Annotated in this window: 16 protein-coding genes; 8 read left to right on the top strand and 8 right to left on the bottom strand. The window is 72.2% G+C overall.

What is annotated here, in order from left to right; translation table 11 throughout:
- Positions 1 to 64: 64 nt before the first annotated feature.
- The 4 genes from AC6F7H_RS31200 to AC6F7H_RS31215 form a co-directional block, all read right to left on the bottom strand.
- Complete coding sequence (locus AC6F7H_RS31200) at positions 65 to 1,759, bottom strand: hypothetical protein (protein ID WP_500761035.1); 1,695 nt, start codon at positions 1,757 to 1,759, stop codon at positions 65 to 67.
- 208 nt (positions 1,760 to 1,967) lie between these two features.
- The gene (locus AC6F7H_RS31205; RefSeq protein WP_500761038.1) at positions 1,968 to 2,660 is read right to left on the bottom strand and encodes a DUF305 domain-containing protein; all 693 of its coding nucleotides are present in this window, start codon (positions 2,658 to 2,660) and stop codon (positions 1,968 to 1,970) included.
- Complete coding sequence (locus tag AC6F7H_RS31210; protein WP_500761040.1) at positions 2,657 to 3,313, bottom strand: thioredoxin-like domain-containing protein; 657 nt, start codon at positions 3,311 to 3,313, stop codon at positions 2,657 to 2,659. The genes AC6F7H_RS31205 and AC6F7H_RS31210 overlap by 4 nt, the downstream gene beginning before the upstream one ends.
- 106 nt (positions 3,314 to 3,419) lie before the next feature.
- The gene (locus AC6F7H_RS31215; protein ID WP_500761042.1) at positions 3,420 to 3,863 is read right to left on the bottom strand and encodes a hypothetical protein; all 444 of its coding nucleotides are present in this window, start codon (positions 3,861 to 3,863) and stop codon (positions 3,420 to 3,422) included.
- Positions 3,864 to 4,144: 281 nt separating this feature from the next.
- On the opposite strand from AC6F7H_RS31215, the gene AC6F7H_RS31220 reads away from it, so the two are divergent.
- The 3 genes from AC6F7H_RS31220 to AC6F7H_RS31230 all read left to right on the top strand — a co-directional run bounded on the left by AC6F7H_RS31220 (position 4,145) and on the right by AC6F7H_RS31230 (position 6,428).
- Entirely contained in the window at positions 4,145 to 5,512 is a 1,368-nt protein-coding gene (locus AC6F7H_RS31220; protein ID WP_500761045.1) for a rhodanese-like domain-containing protein, read from the top strand.
- A gap of 80 nt (positions 5,513 to 5,592) precedes the next feature.
- Entirely contained in the window at positions 5,593 to 5,757 is a 165-nt protein-coding gene (locus AC6F7H_RS31225) for a hypothetical protein (RefSeq protein ID WP_500761048.1), read from the top strand.
- A complete protein-coding gene (locus tag AC6F7H_RS31230) occupies positions 5,754 to 6,428 on the top strand; it encodes a sulfite exporter TauE/SafE family protein (RefSeq protein ID WP_500761050.1) in 675 nt (224 codons plus the stop codon). Before AC6F7H_RS31225 ends, AC6F7H_RS31230 begins: the two co-directional genes overlap by 4 nt.
- 51 nt (positions 6,429 to 6,479) lie before the next feature.
- On the opposite strand, the gene AC6F7H_RS31235 is transcribed toward AC6F7H_RS31230, so the two are convergent.
- The gene (locus tag AC6F7H_RS31235; protein WP_109378715.1) at positions 6,480 to 6,767 is read right to left on the bottom strand and encodes a metal-sensitive transcriptional regulator; all 288 of its coding nucleotides are present in this window, start codon (positions 6,765 to 6,767) and stop codon (positions 6,480 to 6,482) included.
- A gap of 81 nt (positions 6,768 to 6,848) precedes the next feature.
- On the opposite strand from AC6F7H_RS31235, the gene AC6F7H_RS31240 reads away from it, so the two are divergent.
- From AC6F7H_RS31240 to AC6F7H_RS31260, 5 genes are all read left to right on the top strand, one after another.
- The gene (locus tag AC6F7H_RS31240) at positions 6,849 to 7,439 is read left to right on the top strand and encodes a rhodanese-like domain-containing protein (RefSeq protein WP_500761054.1); all 591 of its coding nucleotides are present in this window, start codon (positions 6,849 to 6,851) and stop codon (positions 7,437 to 7,439) included.
- 182 nt (positions 7,440 to 7,621) lie between these two features.
- A complete protein-coding gene (locus AC6F7H_RS31245) occupies positions 7,622 to 8,692 on the top strand; it encodes a zinc-dependent alcohol dehydrogenase family protein (RefSeq protein WP_500761057.1) in 1,071 nt (356 codons plus the stop codon).
- Positions 8,693 to 8,759: 67 nt separating this feature from the next.
- Entirely contained in the window at positions 8,760 to 9,257 is a 498-nt protein-coding gene (locus AC6F7H_RS31250) for a flavodoxin domain-containing protein (RefSeq protein ID WP_500761059.1), read from the top strand.
- 231 nt (positions 9,258 to 9,488) lie between these two features.
- Positions 9,489 to 9,938 carry a pyridoxamine 5'-phosphate oxidase family protein gene (locus AC6F7H_RS31255; protein WP_500761061.1) on the top strand — a complete coding sequence of 150 codons (450 nt, stop codon included), beginning with the start codon at positions 9,489 to 9,491 and terminating at the stop codon, positions 9,936 to 9,938.
- 147 nt (positions 9,939 to 10,085) lie between these two features.
- A complete protein-coding gene (locus AC6F7H_RS31260) occupies positions 10,086 to 10,709 on the top strand; it encodes a hypothetical protein (RefSeq protein ID WP_500761064.1) in 624 nt (207 codons plus the stop codon).
- A gap of 331 nt (positions 10,710 to 11,040) precedes the next feature.
- On the opposite strand, the gene AC6F7H_RS31265 is transcribed toward AC6F7H_RS31260, so the two are convergent.
- From AC6F7H_RS31265 to AC6F7H_RS31275, 3 genes are all read right to left on the bottom strand, one after another.
- Positions 11,041 to 11,916 (bottom strand): universal stress protein, encoded by an 876-nt coding sequence (locus AC6F7H_RS31265; protein WP_500761066.1) that lies wholly within the window; start codon positions 11,914 to 11,916, stop codon positions 11,041 to 11,043.
- A 117-nt stretch (positions 11,917 to 12,033) separates the two neighbouring features.
- Positions 12,034 to 13,026 (bottom strand): Acg family FMN-binding oxidoreductase, encoded by a 993-nt coding sequence (locus AC6F7H_RS31270; protein ID WP_500761069.1) that lies wholly within the window; start codon positions 13,024 to 13,026, stop codon positions 12,034 to 12,036.
- A gap of 52 nt (positions 13,027 to 13,078) precedes the next feature.
- Entirely contained in the window at positions 13,079 to 13,960 is an 882-nt protein-coding gene (locus AC6F7H_RS31275) for a pyridoxamine 5'-phosphate oxidase family protein (protein WP_500761072.1), read from the bottom strand.
- Positions 13,961 to 14,018 lie beyond the last annotated feature (58 nt).

Here is a 14,018-nt window from a genome sequence, read left to right on the forward strand (position 1 = left end):
GGAAGCCTCCGGAAGGGTCGCACGACCCAGGCCGGAATCCTCGCCCGTCAGGGCGGGGAACACGTCAAAGCAGTCCTCCCATCGGCAGGACCCGCTCGGTGAGTTGTCCGCACAGCCTTCCTCCGGTGCTGTCGGCTTCGGCGAGCCAGTCGGCGGCGATCAGCAGTTCGACGTGCCCGGTGATTTCCTCGGGCCGCAGGGCGCAGAACGCGGCGGCCTTGTCCAGAGCCAGTCCGCCGTCCTCGGCGTGCCCGAGGCGGCCGTCGGGGCGGGTATGAGCGGCGCTGTACAGGGCGAGGAGCCGGGTGGCGGCGCCCAGTTTCTTCTTGCGGATCTTCCGGTCGCCCACGGCTTTCTGGGCCCAACCGGAGATCTTCGAGCGGGTGGTCTTACCGAAGGCGAACGGGCGGGGCTGTTCGGGCAGCAGCGTGGGGACGGTGACCGCGGTGGGGTCCTCGGGCCGGGAGGCCAGCGCCTCGGTGACGGTACCGGGCAGGCGCAGCCAGTCGGCGGCGACCAGTTGTTCCAGCACTCGCTCGGCATCGCCCTGCAACCAGGCGGTGAGGTCTTGCCCGGTGATGTTCCCGATGCCGGCGCGCGCGGCCCGCAGGGTGAGCAGGAGCACCGCGAGGTGCACCTCGGCCTCGGGGTGCGGGGCGTGGTCCTGGACGTAGCCCAGCACGGTACGGGCGTGCACTGCCTGTTGCCGGGTCAGCAGCCGTTCCACCGCCGGGCCGTTCCCGCTCGCCGTGCCGATGGGTCCGCCGACCCGGTTCTCGTGCATCTCGAGGGTGGTCTGCGCCGCCTTGCGGGCCCGGTGCGCCTCATGGCGCAGGGTTCCGTCGCCGGTGACATCGGCCCACAGGGCGAACGCACGAGCCTTGCGTTCGTGGAGTTCGGCAAGGACGGCGAGGTCGGGCTCGGCGCGCTGCTGATAGGCGCGGAACGCATCCCCGAGCTCGATGAGTTCCACACGCAGTGCGTCGGGCTGAAGGTCGTGCGGCACGGTCCGCTGCGCGATCTTCCCCCACCGCTTCGCCCGCTGGGGCACTTCCCCCGGTGAGGCGGTACGGGCGCCGGGCGTCACGGCGGATCCGGCGGTCGGGGAAGAAGCGTCGGCAGAAGCAGAAGCAGAAGCAGAAGCAGAAGCAGAAACAGGAGCAGGAGCAGGAACAGCAGGGGACAGAGGGGAGGGGGCGTGGTCGGAGAACACCGCCGCCACATTCCCGCCCGTCGGCTCCCGGCCCGTCTCCGGCTTTTCCGCCGCTTCCCGTCCCGCCCCGATCGGGGCCGGAACGGGGCGGGACGGCGGGGCGGTGTCCAGGACGCGGCAGTCGGGAATGGCGGCCGCGCAGCGCACGCACGTTTCCGCGATGCGCCACAGCCGCCCGGCACGGTTCGCGTGCACCATCAGGACCACCGGGCCCCCGCATCGCACCGTCCCCTCCGTCGGCCGCGCCCCGTCCCGCCTGCCGGTGAGGACGTCGGAGGTGTGCCACGCGCAGTCGGCGGCGCGGCAGCCGCACCATGCCTCGCCGCGCGGCCCGCCGTCCGCCCGGATGCGGGCCAGATGCATGTTGACGTGTTCGACCGCGGCCTTGCGTCCTGCGGGAGTGCTGGAGAAGTGCTGGTCGGCACAGGCCGGGCGGGAGCAGGAGAGCCTGACCGTGCCGGCGGAGGGGCGGCCGTGGGGATCCAGGCGCACCGCCCACACCCTCCCCGTGACGCGCTCCTGCTGCGTACCGGCTTCCACCGTCATATGCCTGCTCCCAGCGTTGCCTGACCCGTCGTCCCGGGCGGTCCCCATCATCGGGGAAACCGGCCGACCAGTCGCTGCGAAACGGAAATTTCACCCCGGCGTGCCCTGTCCCCGTCCCGGATCGTCGGTCCACCGGACTCCGGTGCGGGAGCCGTCGCCGCGCATGCGGTCGGGCACCGCCGCTGGGCGGCACCCGACCGGAGAGGAATCACTTCCGGGGCGCGGCCCCGCGCTCCTTCAGCAAGGCGGTCATCAACTCCACCTCCGACTGCTGGCCCTCGACCATGCTCTGCGCCAGCTTCTGCTCGGTGTCCACCTCGCACTGCGAGACACAGGCGCGGGCCATGTCGACGCCGCTGATGTGGTGGTCGATCATGAGCTGCAGGTAGAGGATCTCCGCCTGATCGTCCTCGAGCTCACCGAGCCGGTCGAGTTCCGCGGCCGTGGCCATGCCCGGCATCAGAGACCCGTCCTTCGACTCGTGGTTCTCGTGACCACCGCGCATCCACGCCATGTATCCGTCGGGCGAGATCTTCGGCAGCTCCCACAGATCGAGCCAGCCGAGCATCATGCCGCGCTGGTTGGCCTGAGTCTGCGCGATGTCGTACGCGAGACGCCGGATGTCCTCGTCGGCCGTACGGTCACGGACGATGTACGACATCTCCACCGCCTGCTGGTGGTGGACGGCCATGTCGCGAGCGAACCCCGCATCGGCGGAGTCCGCAGCCGGAACGCCGACCGTCCGCTCGTTCTCCCCGCTCACCACGACCAGGACCGACAGGGCCACGACCACGGCGACGAGGGCCGCCGCGCCGACGGTCAGCCAGCGGGCGAGGCCGGGCCGTGGGCCGGGTGCCTCTCCCGGATCCGTGGCTCGTTCCGCCATGAGCGTGCCGGTCATGACGCCATCATGCCGCCCGAGCAGGCGGCACCCGGCTCAGGGGTCTGGGGCCCCTGGACGTACTTGGTGAAGAACTGGTCGATCCGCGGATCCGATGCCTTGTCCACGGTGAGCTGGCGCCCCCAGGCCGACAGCATGATCGCCCCGGACTGGTCCGTGACCGGGCTCATCAGGCTGTACGGGGTCTTGGAGACCTTGTCCCCGAGAGCCTTGATGTCGGCGTCGGCGGCCTCGTCGTTGTAGGTGACCCAGACTGCGCCGTGCTCGAGGGAGTGGACGGCGTTCTCGTTCGGTATCGCCTCGGTGTAGACGGTGCCCTCGCAGGTCATCCACGCCTGGCTGTGGTCGCCGCCGACCGGTGGGCTCATCGCGTACTTCACGGCGCCCTGGACGTGGTTCCGGGTGAGCTTCTTCGCCTCCCAGGTCTTCTCACCCTGTACGGGCTTCTTCGCCTCGGCCGCCTGCTGCTCGCTCTTCTCGTTGGCGCTGTTGAGGGCGTACCCGCCCCACCCGACCAGCCCCGCGACGATGACCGTGCTGAGCGTGATGGTGATGATGCGGCGACGACGCTCCCGCGCTCTCTCGACGCGACGCATCTCTTCGACGCGGGCCTTGCGGGCAGCCGCGGCTTCCTTCTTGCTGGTCTTGCTCATGACTGAGTGAGTCCTTCTCCCGCCGTTCGGCGGTGGGTGCAGGGGTGATGGACGGATACCGCTCGGCACCTGCGCGAACGTGAGCGCAGGGCGCGGCGGGGCACCGTCAGGTCCGTTGCACCTGGAGGACGTGGAGGTCGGGAGCGCTGTGCGCCGGCGGGGGCTGTGCGAGGACCGCTGGGTGCTGCTCCGGACACGGGAAGCCCGGTATGCGGGTCAGGACCAGGGGTGGAGTCTGCGTGGGCGCGCCGAGTACGACCGGTACGTCGTGGGCGACGGGGGAACAGCAGGGATCGCCGGGGGAACAGTCGCCCTGCCGGACGAGGGACATGACGGGGTGCTCGGCCGGGGTCCCCGCCGCCACCGTCTTGCCCGCGGACAGGGCGGTCGGGGGAGCGGCGTCGTCCTCGGCGCCACTGTGTCCCGCGTACCCCAGGCACACCACCAGGGCGGCGAGCAGGACGGCAAGGGCAGGGCAGAGGACCGCGGTGCGAACAGTCCACCGCGGGTCGTGTCCTTTGTCCTGCGCCGACTGCGCACAGCTCCTCATCAAGGGTGATGTTAAGCGGTCCCTGCGGGAGACCTGGCGGCCGGTCCCGGACTGTCAGTGATCGTGCCCGTTTGTGTGGATCGGGCGGACGGAGGTGTGGGATGCCCCGTGGTGCGAACGGTCGGCGCTGCGGCCGCTCTCGAGGTGTGCGGGCCGTGCGCGAGGTACCCGTGAGGCGTGTGCGCAGGGTTTGCCCCCTTCTTGAAAATACCCCCGGGGGTACCTGTGTTACTGTCGATGACATACCCCCCGGGGTAATTCTTCGCTGAAGGGAGTACCTCGTGTTCTTCGTCGACACGATCGAGGTGCAGGGGCTCGGCAACCGCGGTTATCTGGCGGGAGGCGAGCGGACGGCGGTGGCGGTCGACCCGCCGCGCGACGTCGACCGGGTGATCGCGGCGGCCGTGCGGCGCGGGGTGCGGATCTCGCACGTCGTCGAGACGCACCTCCACAACGACTACGTCACCGGTGGTCCGGAGCTGGCCCGGATCACGGGCGCCGCCTACCTCGTGCCCGCCGGGGCCCGTGTCGCCTTCGCGCGCGTACCGGTGCACGACGGCGACCACGCGGACATCGACGCCGCTGCCGGTCTGGCCCTGCGCGCCCTGGCCACGCCCGGCCACACCCCGCACCACACCTCCTACGTGCTGGAGGAGAACGGCACGGCACGCGCGGTCTTCACCGGCGGCTCGCTGCTGATCGGTACCGTCGGGCGCCCGGACCTCGTGGAGCCGCGCCTGACCGAGCACCTGGCCCGGGCGCAGCACGCCTCCGTGCGCCGGCTCGCCGCCGAACTGCCCGAGGAGACGGCGGTACTCCCCACGCACGGCTTCGGCAGCTTCTGCTCGTCCACCCAGGCCGAGGGCGACAGCACGACGATCGGCAAGGAGAAGGCTTCCAACGAGGCCCTCACCCGGGACGTGGACACCTTCGTCGCCGACCTGCTGGCCGGTCTGGAGGACATCCCCGCCTACTACGCGCACATGGGACCGGTCAACGCCACGGGCCCCGCGCCCGTCGACCTGACCCGGCCCGCCCTCGCCGACGCCGAGGAGATCGCCGCCCGGCTGGCAGCGGGGGAGTGGGTGGTGGACCTGCGCAACCGCGTCGCCTTCGCCGACGGACACGTCTCAGGCTCGTTCAACTTCGAGGCCGACGGGCAGCTCGCCACCTACCTGGCCTGGCTGATTCCCTGGGGCAAGCCCGTCACACTGCTCGCTGAGTCGTCCGAGCAACTCGCCGTAGCCCAGCGCGAGCTGGTCCGCGTGGGCATCGACCGCCCGGCCGCCGCGGCCACCGGAGGGCCGGCCGACTGGGTGCGCGAGGGCGAGGAGCCGGCCTCCTTCCCGCGGGCGACCTTCGCCGACCTCGCCGGCCGGCACCCCGCGGAGGGCGTCGTCGTCCTCGACGTCCGGCGTGCTGCGGAGCGGGCAGGCGGACACGTCCGGGGATCGGTGCACATTCCGGTCCACACCCTGCACAGGCGCCTCGACGAGGTTCCCGAGGGCGAGGTGTGGGTGCACTGCGCGGGCGGTATGCGTGCCGCCGTCGCCGCCTCCCTTCTGGATGCCGCGGGGCGCGACGTCGTCGCCGTGGACGACTCCTTCGACGCGGCCGGGCGGGCCGGACTCACCGTCCGCAAGGGCTGACGGCGGCTGACGGCACGGACGCCGCAGCGGGCCGCGCCGGCTTCGCGCCGGCATGGGAAACACAGGAGCAGGAAACCGACATGAGTATCTTCCGGCGAGGCCGCAGCGGCCCGGACCGCGTGACCGTGCGGCAGGCGGAGCCCGTTCCCCGAGCCGTCCACCCACCGCTGTCCACGCCGGCCGCCCGGGCCGCGGAGGGGCTGCCGGTGACGGATCCGCACGGCGCGAACGGCGCCCTCACGTGAGCGCTCTCGTCCTCGCCCTGGTGGCCGGGGCCGTGATCGGTCTGGTACTCGGTGCGCTCGGAGGCGGCGGCAGCGTGCTGGCCGTCCCGGCCCTGATCTACCTGCTCGGCTTCACCCCGGTCGAGGCCACCACCGCGAGTCTGGTCATCGTCGCGTTCACCTCGGTCACCGCATTGCCCGCGCACGCCCGTGACGGCCGGGTGCGGTGGTGGACGGGGATGCTGTTCGCGGCGGCCGGGACCGGCCCGGCGATGCTGGGCGGTGCGCTCGCCGGACGCCTTCCGGAGACGGCGCTGACGGCGGCGTTCGCCGTGGTGGCGGCAGCGGCCGGCGCCGGGCTCGGCGCCGTCACCGGCGTGCTCGGCGTCGGGGGTGGCTTCCTCGCCGTACCGGCGCTGATGGGCGTGCTCGGCCTGCGCATGCGTGAGGCGGTGGGCACCAGCCTGCTGGTCATCACCGTCAACTCCCTGGCCGCGCTGGCGATGCGCGCCGGCACGCTCGACACGTTGGACTGGGCGGTCGTCGGGCCCTTCGCCGGAGCGGCGATCCTCGGCGCGTGGGACGGGAAGCGGCTGGCCGCGAAGGTCTCCGGAGGCACACTCCAGCGGATCTTCGCCGTGGTGCTGTCGGCCGTGGCCGCCCTCATGCTGCTCGACGCGATGATGACGTGACGCGCCGCGGCCCCCACACCCCGGCGAGTCCTGCGCCGGGAAGGCGAGCCCCTACGCCAGGGACAGGAACAGCTTCTCCAGCCGGGCGCGCATCTGCTCGGTGTCCTCCCCGTTCTTACGACCGGACTCCATGTCCACCACGCACTGCTGCAGGCCCGTCGCGATGATCGCGAAGCCGGCCCGGTCGAGCGCGCGGGAGGCCGCGGCGAGCTGCATGACGACCTCCTCGCAGTCGCGCCCCTCCTCGATCATCCGGATCACCCCGGAGATCTGGCCCTGCGCCCGGCGCAGCCGGTTCAGCACGGCCTTCAGGTCCGCACCCTCGAGCTCCAGTTCCACGACCACTCCTCGAAAAATACCCCTAGGGGTACTGTACGTCCCGATTCGGGACCACGTCGACCACCAAGGATCACACCTGACATGACCAGCCCCCTCACCCCCGTCACCCTCGGCACCGACCAGGCCCGGACCCGCCTCGACGAACTCACCGTCATCGACGTGCGCACACCCGCCGAGTACGCCTCCGGCCATCTGCCCGGCGCCCTGAACATCCCCCTGGACCACGTCCGGCGCGCCCTGCCCGAGATCCGGCACGCCGCCGAGCGGGGAGACGTGCTTCTCGTGTGCGCCTCCGGGGCCCGCTCCGGGAACGCCTGCAAAATGCTGGCCGAACAGGGCGTCCCCGCCGCCACGCTCGCCGGAGGCACCGGCGCCTGGGCCGCCGCGGGCCATGACCTGCACCACCCCGCCGTCTGCGCCACCACCCCGGCCGGCTGGAGCATGGAGCGCCAGGTCCGTTTCACGGCCGGCACCCTGGTGCTCCTCGGTCTCGTGCTCGGCCTGCTCGTGCACCCGGCGTTCCAGCTCCTCTCGGCCGGTGTCGCGGGCGGCCTGGTCTTCTCCGCGCTCACCGACACCTGCGGCATGGCGGTCGTGCTGGCCAAGCTGCCCCACAACCGCCCCCGCGCGGCCGACCTCGACGCCGCGCTCGCCGCTCTGCGCGGCCGCTGAGCCTGCCGGGCCGCTCGGGCCGGCCGCCTCCAAGGGGCCGACCGGCCCAAGCGGATGTCCCGGTCGTCGAACAGACTGGAGGTGCGGAACCCCGGCGTTGCGCTGGTGCTCGGCACACACCTTGCCGACGGCGCGCCGCCGGGTTCCTCACCCCACCGGCGAGCAAGAGAGCGAGGGGCGTCATGAAGGGCTACGTCTTCCACGGTCCCGGGCAGGCTTCCTGGGAAGAGGTCCCGGACCCCGGCATCAAGGAACCCACCGACGCGATCGTCCGGGTCGACGCCGTGACCATCTGCGGAACGGACCTGCACATCCTCAAGGGGGACGTGCCCGAGGTGCAGCCCGGCACCGTGCTGGGGCACGAGGCGGTCGGCGAGATCGTCGAGGTGGGAAGCGACGTGCGCACGGTGCGCCCCGGGGACCCGGTGCTGGTCTCCTGCATCAGCGCCTGCGGACGGTGCCGGTACTGCCGTGAGGGCATGTACGGCCAGTGCCGGGGCGGCGGGGGCTGGATCCTCGGGCACCTGATCGACGGAACCCAGGCCGAGTACGTCCGTGTGCCGTACGCCGACCTGTCCGTACACCCGCTGCCTGGAGCTCTGGCCGGTCAGGACGCCGTGCTGCTGGCCGACATCTTCCCCACCGCCTACGAGGTGGGCGTGCTCAACGGAAGGGTGAGGCCCGGGGACACCGTCGTGGTCGTCGGGGCCGGCCCCATCGGGCTGGCGGCCATTGCCACCGCCCGGCTTCTCGCACCCGAGCGGATCGTCGCGGTCGACCTGGCCGACGCCCGGCTCGAGGCCGCCAGGGGCCTCGGTGCCGACGCCGTGGCCGACGCGCGGGAAGCCCCCGAGCAACTGATCACCGACCTCACGGACGGGCTCGGCGCGGACGTCGTCATCGAGGCGGTCGGTGTGCCGGAGACCTTCGAGATGTGCACGCGCATGGTCCGGCCCGGCGGGCACGTGGCCAATGTCGGCGTGCACGGCAAGCCCGCGGCCCTGCATCTGGAAGACCTGTGGATCAAGAACGTGACCATCACCACGGGCCTGGTCGACACCCGTTCCACACCGACGCTGCTGCGGATGGCGTCCGCCGGCAGGCTCCCGACCTCGCAACTGGTCACTCACACCTTCTCCCTGGACCAGATGGAGGAGGCCTACGACGTTTTCGGCAACGCCGCCGAGACCGGCGCCCTCAAGGTCGTACTCGGCGAACCACGGCATGACGTCGTGGCCACGCGGACGACCTGACAGCCGGCAGGCCGACACGGCGTGGCCGGCGACTGGCCGCGCCGGCTGTGAGAGGAGGTGAAACGCCATGACCGGCACCGTGTTGGTCACCTACGGAACCACGAACGGATCGACGGCACGGATCGCCGAAACCGTCGCCGACGTCCTGCGGAAGGACGGGTTGACGGTCGAGACCCTGCCCGCCCGGTCCGTCGCGAGTGTGACGTCGTACGACGCCGTGGTGGTCGGTGGTGGACTGTACGCCGGACGCTGGCACAAGGACGCCCGTCGGTTCGTCCGCCGGTACCGCCGAGACCTGGCAAAGCGCCCGGTGTGGCTGTTCAGCAGCGGCCCGCTGGACGCCACGGCCTCGGAACGGGACATCCCGCCCGTACCCGGTGTGAAGAAGGCCGTCGCCGAAATCGACGCCAGGGAGCACGTCACCTTCGGTGGTTGTCTCGAGGAGGGCGCGAAGGGCTGGGTCGCCCGGATGATCCTCCGCAGCGGAAAGGGCGGGGACTTCCGCGACTTCGCGGCGATCCAGAGGTGGGCGGCGCATGTCGCAGACGATCTGACGCGCACCTGAGAGCGGGCTGGAGGACTGTGCCCGATCCAGACCCCGGTGCCCGGCACCGGGGTCGCCGTGGTACCTGTGCCGACTACCTGTCGCCGCGCTGCCACCAGGCCGTTTTCCGGTGTGAAGGGGACTGTTGGCCCTCACCTTCCAGCCTCGTCCCGCCCAGGGTGGAAGACGCGGAAGACGTGAAAGGCGTGAAAGACGCAGTACCCGCTGCACCAGGAGGAGGACGGGCTGACGATGTACCCCAATGACGGTTTCCGTGAACTCGGTCGGCAGGAGTGCCTGCGGCTGATGGCCGAGGTGCCCGTCGGCCGCATCGTCTTCACGCGCCTGGCTCTGCCCGCCGTGCTGCCGGTCAACTTCTGCCTGGACGCCGACGGTGCGGTGCTGCTGCGTACCGCCGAGGCTTCGGAACTGGTCCGCGCGATCGACGGCGCGGTGGTCGCCTTCGAGGCCGACGACGTCGATGCGGCCCGGCAGGCCGGCTGGAGCGTGGTCGTCACGGGCCCGGCCGCGGTGGTGGCCGACCCGGCCGAGCACGCGCGCCTGTCCCGCACCGGTCCGGTCTCCTGGGCGCCCGCGACGCGGGAGGTCTTCGTCCGTATCGAGCCCGAGCTGGTCACCGGGCGTGAACTCGTCGGCGGACGCACCCTGTACGGGGTGAGCCTGGCGGCAAAGGACGGCTGACGGCCGCCAACTGGGCCAGTACCGTGGGACGTTCGGCCCACCCACCGGGTCCTTCAGCCCCTCCGGCGGACACCGGCGGCGCGGGACATTGAAGGAGCAACGAGAGTCGTCCACCTCCTGCGCCACCCTCTGGAAGGGATGAGCACCATGGCAGTTCACGACAACCCCCACCGGCGTCCGGGATTCCGCTTCCCGTCCCCGCACCGGGCCGGGACGGCTCCCGTGTCCGCCGAGCCGGCGACCGCGGCGGCGACCGAGACCCGCGCGTACGTGCTCGCCGGGCTCCGCCTGCTGACGGGTTTCGTCTTCCTGTGGGCGTTTCTGGACAAGACGTTCGGCCTCGGCTACGCGACCCCCTCCGGCAAGGGGTGGATCGACGGCGGGTCGCCGACCAAGGGATTCCTCAGCGGCGTCGCCGTCGGGCCGATGGAGTCCGCCTTCCACGCCTGGGCCGGGGCCGCCTGGGCCGACTGGCTGTTCATGCTCGGTCTGCTCGGCGTGGGCCTCGCGCTGATCGCGGGCATCGGCCTGCGGCTCGCCGCGGTCGCGGGCACCGTCATGATGGCGCTGATGTGGGTCGCGGAATGGCCGCCGGCCCAACACCTGTCGGACGGGTCGCCGAGCATGTCGACGAACCCGTTCGCCGACTACCACCTGGTCTACGCCGTGGTCCTCGTCGTGCTCGCCGCCGCGGGCGCCGGCGCCACCTGGGGACTGGGCAAGGTCTGGGCGCGGCTCCCCTTCGTCAGCCGCAACCGCTGGCTGCTCTGACGGCCGCGGAATCGTCGGACCTGGGCACCTCCGCTCGTCGGCGGGGGTGCCCCCTCGTTCGTGTCCCCGCCGACGCCACACGGCAAGCCGCCGCAGGAGGTCCGGGGCACGGCAGAGGACCCGGGCGGCGGTGACATCGGTGTACGTGCTGTCGGCTCTCGGGCACCGCGCCGCGCGTGGCGAAGTGGTCGTCGCCCAGGGTGCACGGCGGTTCCCGCGACCGCTCGGCAGCGGGGGCGTACCCCTCGTACTCCCACGTCCACTCCGGCATCCGCGGCCTTGCCCCTCTCCCTTCACGACACGCTCCCGCGTGGCGCCCGCACGACGGGGTTCAGGTTCGTCGGGGGACGACGGCGACCGGGCACGTGGAGTGGTGCAGCAGGGCGTGGGCGACGCGGCCGAGCTGCAGACCGAAGTGGCCGTGGCGCCGCAGGGCTCCGACGACGATCAGGTCGGCTTCGGCCGATGCGTGCAACAGGACCCGGTGGGCGGGGCCTTCCACCGGCCTGCGCCGCACCTCGACCTCGGGGTGCTCCCGCATCGCCTGGTCCAGCGCGTCGGTGAGGTTGGTCGTGGCGCGCTCCTCGTGGGCACTGGCGGCGTCATCGGCGAGGAGGGGACGGTCCACGTGCTCGTGAGCCGGGCTGCGCCAGGCCCGTACGGCGTCGAGGGCGGAGCCGCGCGCCTCGGCCGCGCGGAAGGCGAACCGTACGGCGCCCGTGCTCGTGGCCGGGTCGCCGACCCCCACCACCACCCGCCCGAAGAGGCCCTGTCGGTTCTGTTCCGCGCCACGGACCACGATCACCGGACACACGGCACGGGCCGCCACGGTGAGGCTGACCGATCCCAGCAGCAGCCCGGCTATTCCGCCACGGCCGCGTGAGCCCGTGACCAAGGCGTATGACTCACTTCCCGCCTGCAGCAGCGCGGACACGGCATCGTCGGGCTGCACGTCGCCCGACACCTTCACCTCGGGATCGCGGAGCCGGGCACGTTCGATGCCGGACGCGATGATGTGCTCCGCCATGACCTCCTCGGCAGGGCGATCGGTCCTGAGGGAGGGGCGGGCCGCCTCGTAGCGCTCCCACAGGGAGGCATGGACCAGGCGCACCGGCAACCCGTGGCGTGCCGCTTCGTCCACCGCCCAGTCCAGTGCCTGAAGGCTGGAATCCGATCCGTCGACGCCCACGACCAGCGGGAGTTGCATGGGTTCCCTCACTTTCCTACGTGGCCACTGACAGACCTCATGCCCATACCGTCGCACCGCCCGGGGCCCGCCGCGACATGCGGACCGCACCACCGGTGCCTGTGGGCCCGCGGCGGCTCAGGGGCGGATGTCGAGGACGTCCGGCACCGGGCGTCGTGGGGTGCCGGGGCCCTTGGGGCCGTATCCCAGGCGCAGCACGATCTGGATGTGCCCGGTCCCGGACACGGGGTCGCGCAGCGGCCAGCGCAGGTCACTCCACTCCAGGGCCTGAGTGGCGAAGGAACTGGACAGGCCCTCGAGGGTGGCCAGCAACAGGACCCGTTCCATGGCCTGGCCGGCGCGCAACCAGTCCTCCGGGCGGTCGCGGGAGGTGCTGAGGACGGCCAGCTGGGGGGTCCGTTCGAACTCGGCGGTGCCGCGGCCGGGCACCGGCCTGCTCCCGGCGAAGTCGCGCATGGGCGCCTTGCCGCCGTGCTTGCGCGGCCCGAAGGCGTAGTCGGGCACTCCGTCCGGGGCCGGGTTCCCCGCCGGAGCGTCGATACGGGTCCAATCCGCCAGGTCCTGGCCGCTGCCACGGTCCGTGAGGTTGCGTGCCTCTGCCTCCTCCAGCAGTTCCAGCACCTGTTGCAGGTGCCAGGAGGACGGGAAGGTCAGCGTCGCTCCCTCACTGCGGGCGGCGTCGGCCAGGGCCGTGCGCAGCTCCTGGGGGATCTCCGTCTCCTCGAACGGGAAACGGCTGCTGTGCCGCTGGTGGATCGCCGGATACAGCGCGAGGAGATCGCTCTGGCCGCTCCCGGGAGCGGTCAGCTGTACGGCGGCGAGCAGCGCCGGGTCGGCCGGGTCGGGCAGCAGCCGGACTGCCGGGTGCCACCCCTCGTGGGCCAGCGCGACCCGCAGATTCAGCAGAGCGGCGCCGCCGCCGAGGTGCAGGGCGCGATTGTCCGGGTCGGAGTGCGGCAGGACGCGGTCGAGGTCCGCGCGCACCTGGAAGGTACGGCTGCCCCGGAAGTAGCGGAAGTGCCACGGCTGTGCGTTGTGCATGGACGGGGCGGCGGCGGCGTCGTGCGCGAGGGCCGTCACCCGTTCGTCCGGCGGGGTCCGCTGGTTCACGGGGGCTCCTTTCGTGAGGCGGCGGAGCGCGGTGGGCACGAGCCGTGGCCGCTCACTGGTCGGCCGGGGTGATGCGGCGTCCGGTCAGGCGGGTGGGCCGGATGGACACCCACATCTCGCGTTCGCCGCCGGCCCATGGCGTGGTGTGGGCGCGTTCGGTCAGCCGCCGTACCTCGTCGGGCTCGGTGACCACTCGTGCGGGGCCGACGGCGAGCACGCTCCAGCCCCGGCTCGTGGCCTCGTCCACGTGGTCGACCTCGAAGGCGATCTCCGATCCCACGGCGGCCGCGGGCACGGAGTCGGGGGCGGTCCGGAAGGCGATCGTGTCGTCGATGGCCTCGTAGTTCACCGGGACCACCGCCGGTCCTTCGGGCGTGGTCAGCGCGATGCGTCCGATCCCGTGGGTGGACAGCAGGGTGCGGCACTCCTGCGGTGTGAGGTCCCGCAGCTGGGGGTGCAGCAGCGCGGTGCCCCGGCCGGGCGGCAGGTCGGCGCCGCTCCCGCGCAGTGCCTGGACGCTGGTGCCCAGTGCCGCGGCCAGCCGGAGGAGGGTCGCCAGGCTGGGGTCGGCCGGGTGTTCCTCGAGGTAGGCGAGGTAGCCGGGTGCCATCCTGGCGCGGCGGGCGGTCTCTTGCCGGCTCAGGCCCCGGCGGGTGCGTTCGGTGGCCACCCGGCGGCCGATGTCGCCGGGGTCGGGCGGGCCGGCGGGCGGGGTCGGGCCGGCCCCGGTGGCGGTGTCGGGTTCGTGTCCGAGGTGTTTGATGTGGGCGTCGGGGCCGGGGAAGAGGAGGGTCACCTCCTGGGTGTCCGACCAGCGCACGTCGTAGGGAGGGGTGCCGTCCTCGTGGTGGAGTCCGACGATCTCGCCGTCGCGCCGGGGGGTGCCGGTCGCCGGGCCTTCGATGACAAGCTGATCGCCGAGGTGAGCTCGCATGATCGCCGCCCTTTCCTCAAGGTACCGATGTGCAACTGCCCCCCTGACTCGACCTTCC

Source organism: Streptomyces sp. MMS24-W38 (assembly GCF_059889265.1).

Excerpts from the sequence above, each read along its gene's own strand:
- AC6F7H_RS31205 (WP_500761038.1), bottom strand. The coding sequence starts at position 2,660 with ATGACCGGCACGCTCATGGCGGAACGAGCCACGGATCCGGGAGAGGCA.
- AC6F7H_RS31240 (WP_500761054.1), top strand. The coding sequence starts at position 6,849 with ATGACCAGCCCCCTCACCCCCGTCACCCTCGGCACCGACCAGGCCCGG.
- AC6F7H_RS31265 (WP_500761066.1), bottom strand. The coding sequence starts at position 11,916 with ATGCAACTCCCGCTGGTCGTGGGCGTCGACGGATCGGATTCCAGCCTT.
- AC6F7H_RS31260 (WP_500761064.1), top strand. The coding sequence starts at position 10,086 with ATGGCAGTTCACGACAACCCCCACCGGCGTCCGGGATTCCGCTTCCCG.
- AC6F7H_RS31255 (WP_500761061.1), top strand. The coding sequence starts at position 9,489 with ATGTACCCCAATGACGGTTTCCGTGAACTCGGTCGGCAGGAGTGCCTG.
- AC6F7H_RS31225 (WP_500761048.1), top strand. The coding sequence starts at position 5,593 with ATGAGTATCTTCCGGCGAGGCCGCAGCGGCCCGGACCGCGTGACCGTG.
- AC6F7H_RS31245 (WP_500761057.1), top strand. The coding sequence starts at position 7,622 with ATGAAGGGCTACGTCTTCCACGGTCCCGGGCAGGCTTCCTGGGAAGAG.
- AC6F7H_RS31275 (WP_500761072.1), bottom strand. The coding sequence starts at position 13,960 with ATGCGAGCTCACCTCGGCGATCAGCTTGTCATCGAAGGCCCGGCGACC.
- AC6F7H_RS31215 (WP_500761042.1), bottom strand. The coding sequence starts at position 3,863 with ATGAGGAGCTGTGCGCAGTCGGCGCAGGACAAAGGACACGACCCGCGG.
- AC6F7H_RS31250 (WP_500761059.1), top strand. The coding sequence starts at position 8,760 with ATGACCGGCACCGTGTTGGTCACCTACGGAACCACGAACGGATCGACG.
- AC6F7H_RS31200 (WP_500761035.1), bottom strand. The coding sequence starts at position 1,759 with ATGACGGTGGAAGCCGGTACGCAGCAGGAGCGCGTCACGGGGAGGGTG.
- AC6F7H_RS31210 (WP_500761040.1), bottom strand. The coding sequence starts at position 3,313 with ATGAGCAAGACCAGCAAGAAGGAAGCCGCGGCTGCCCGCAAGGCCCGC.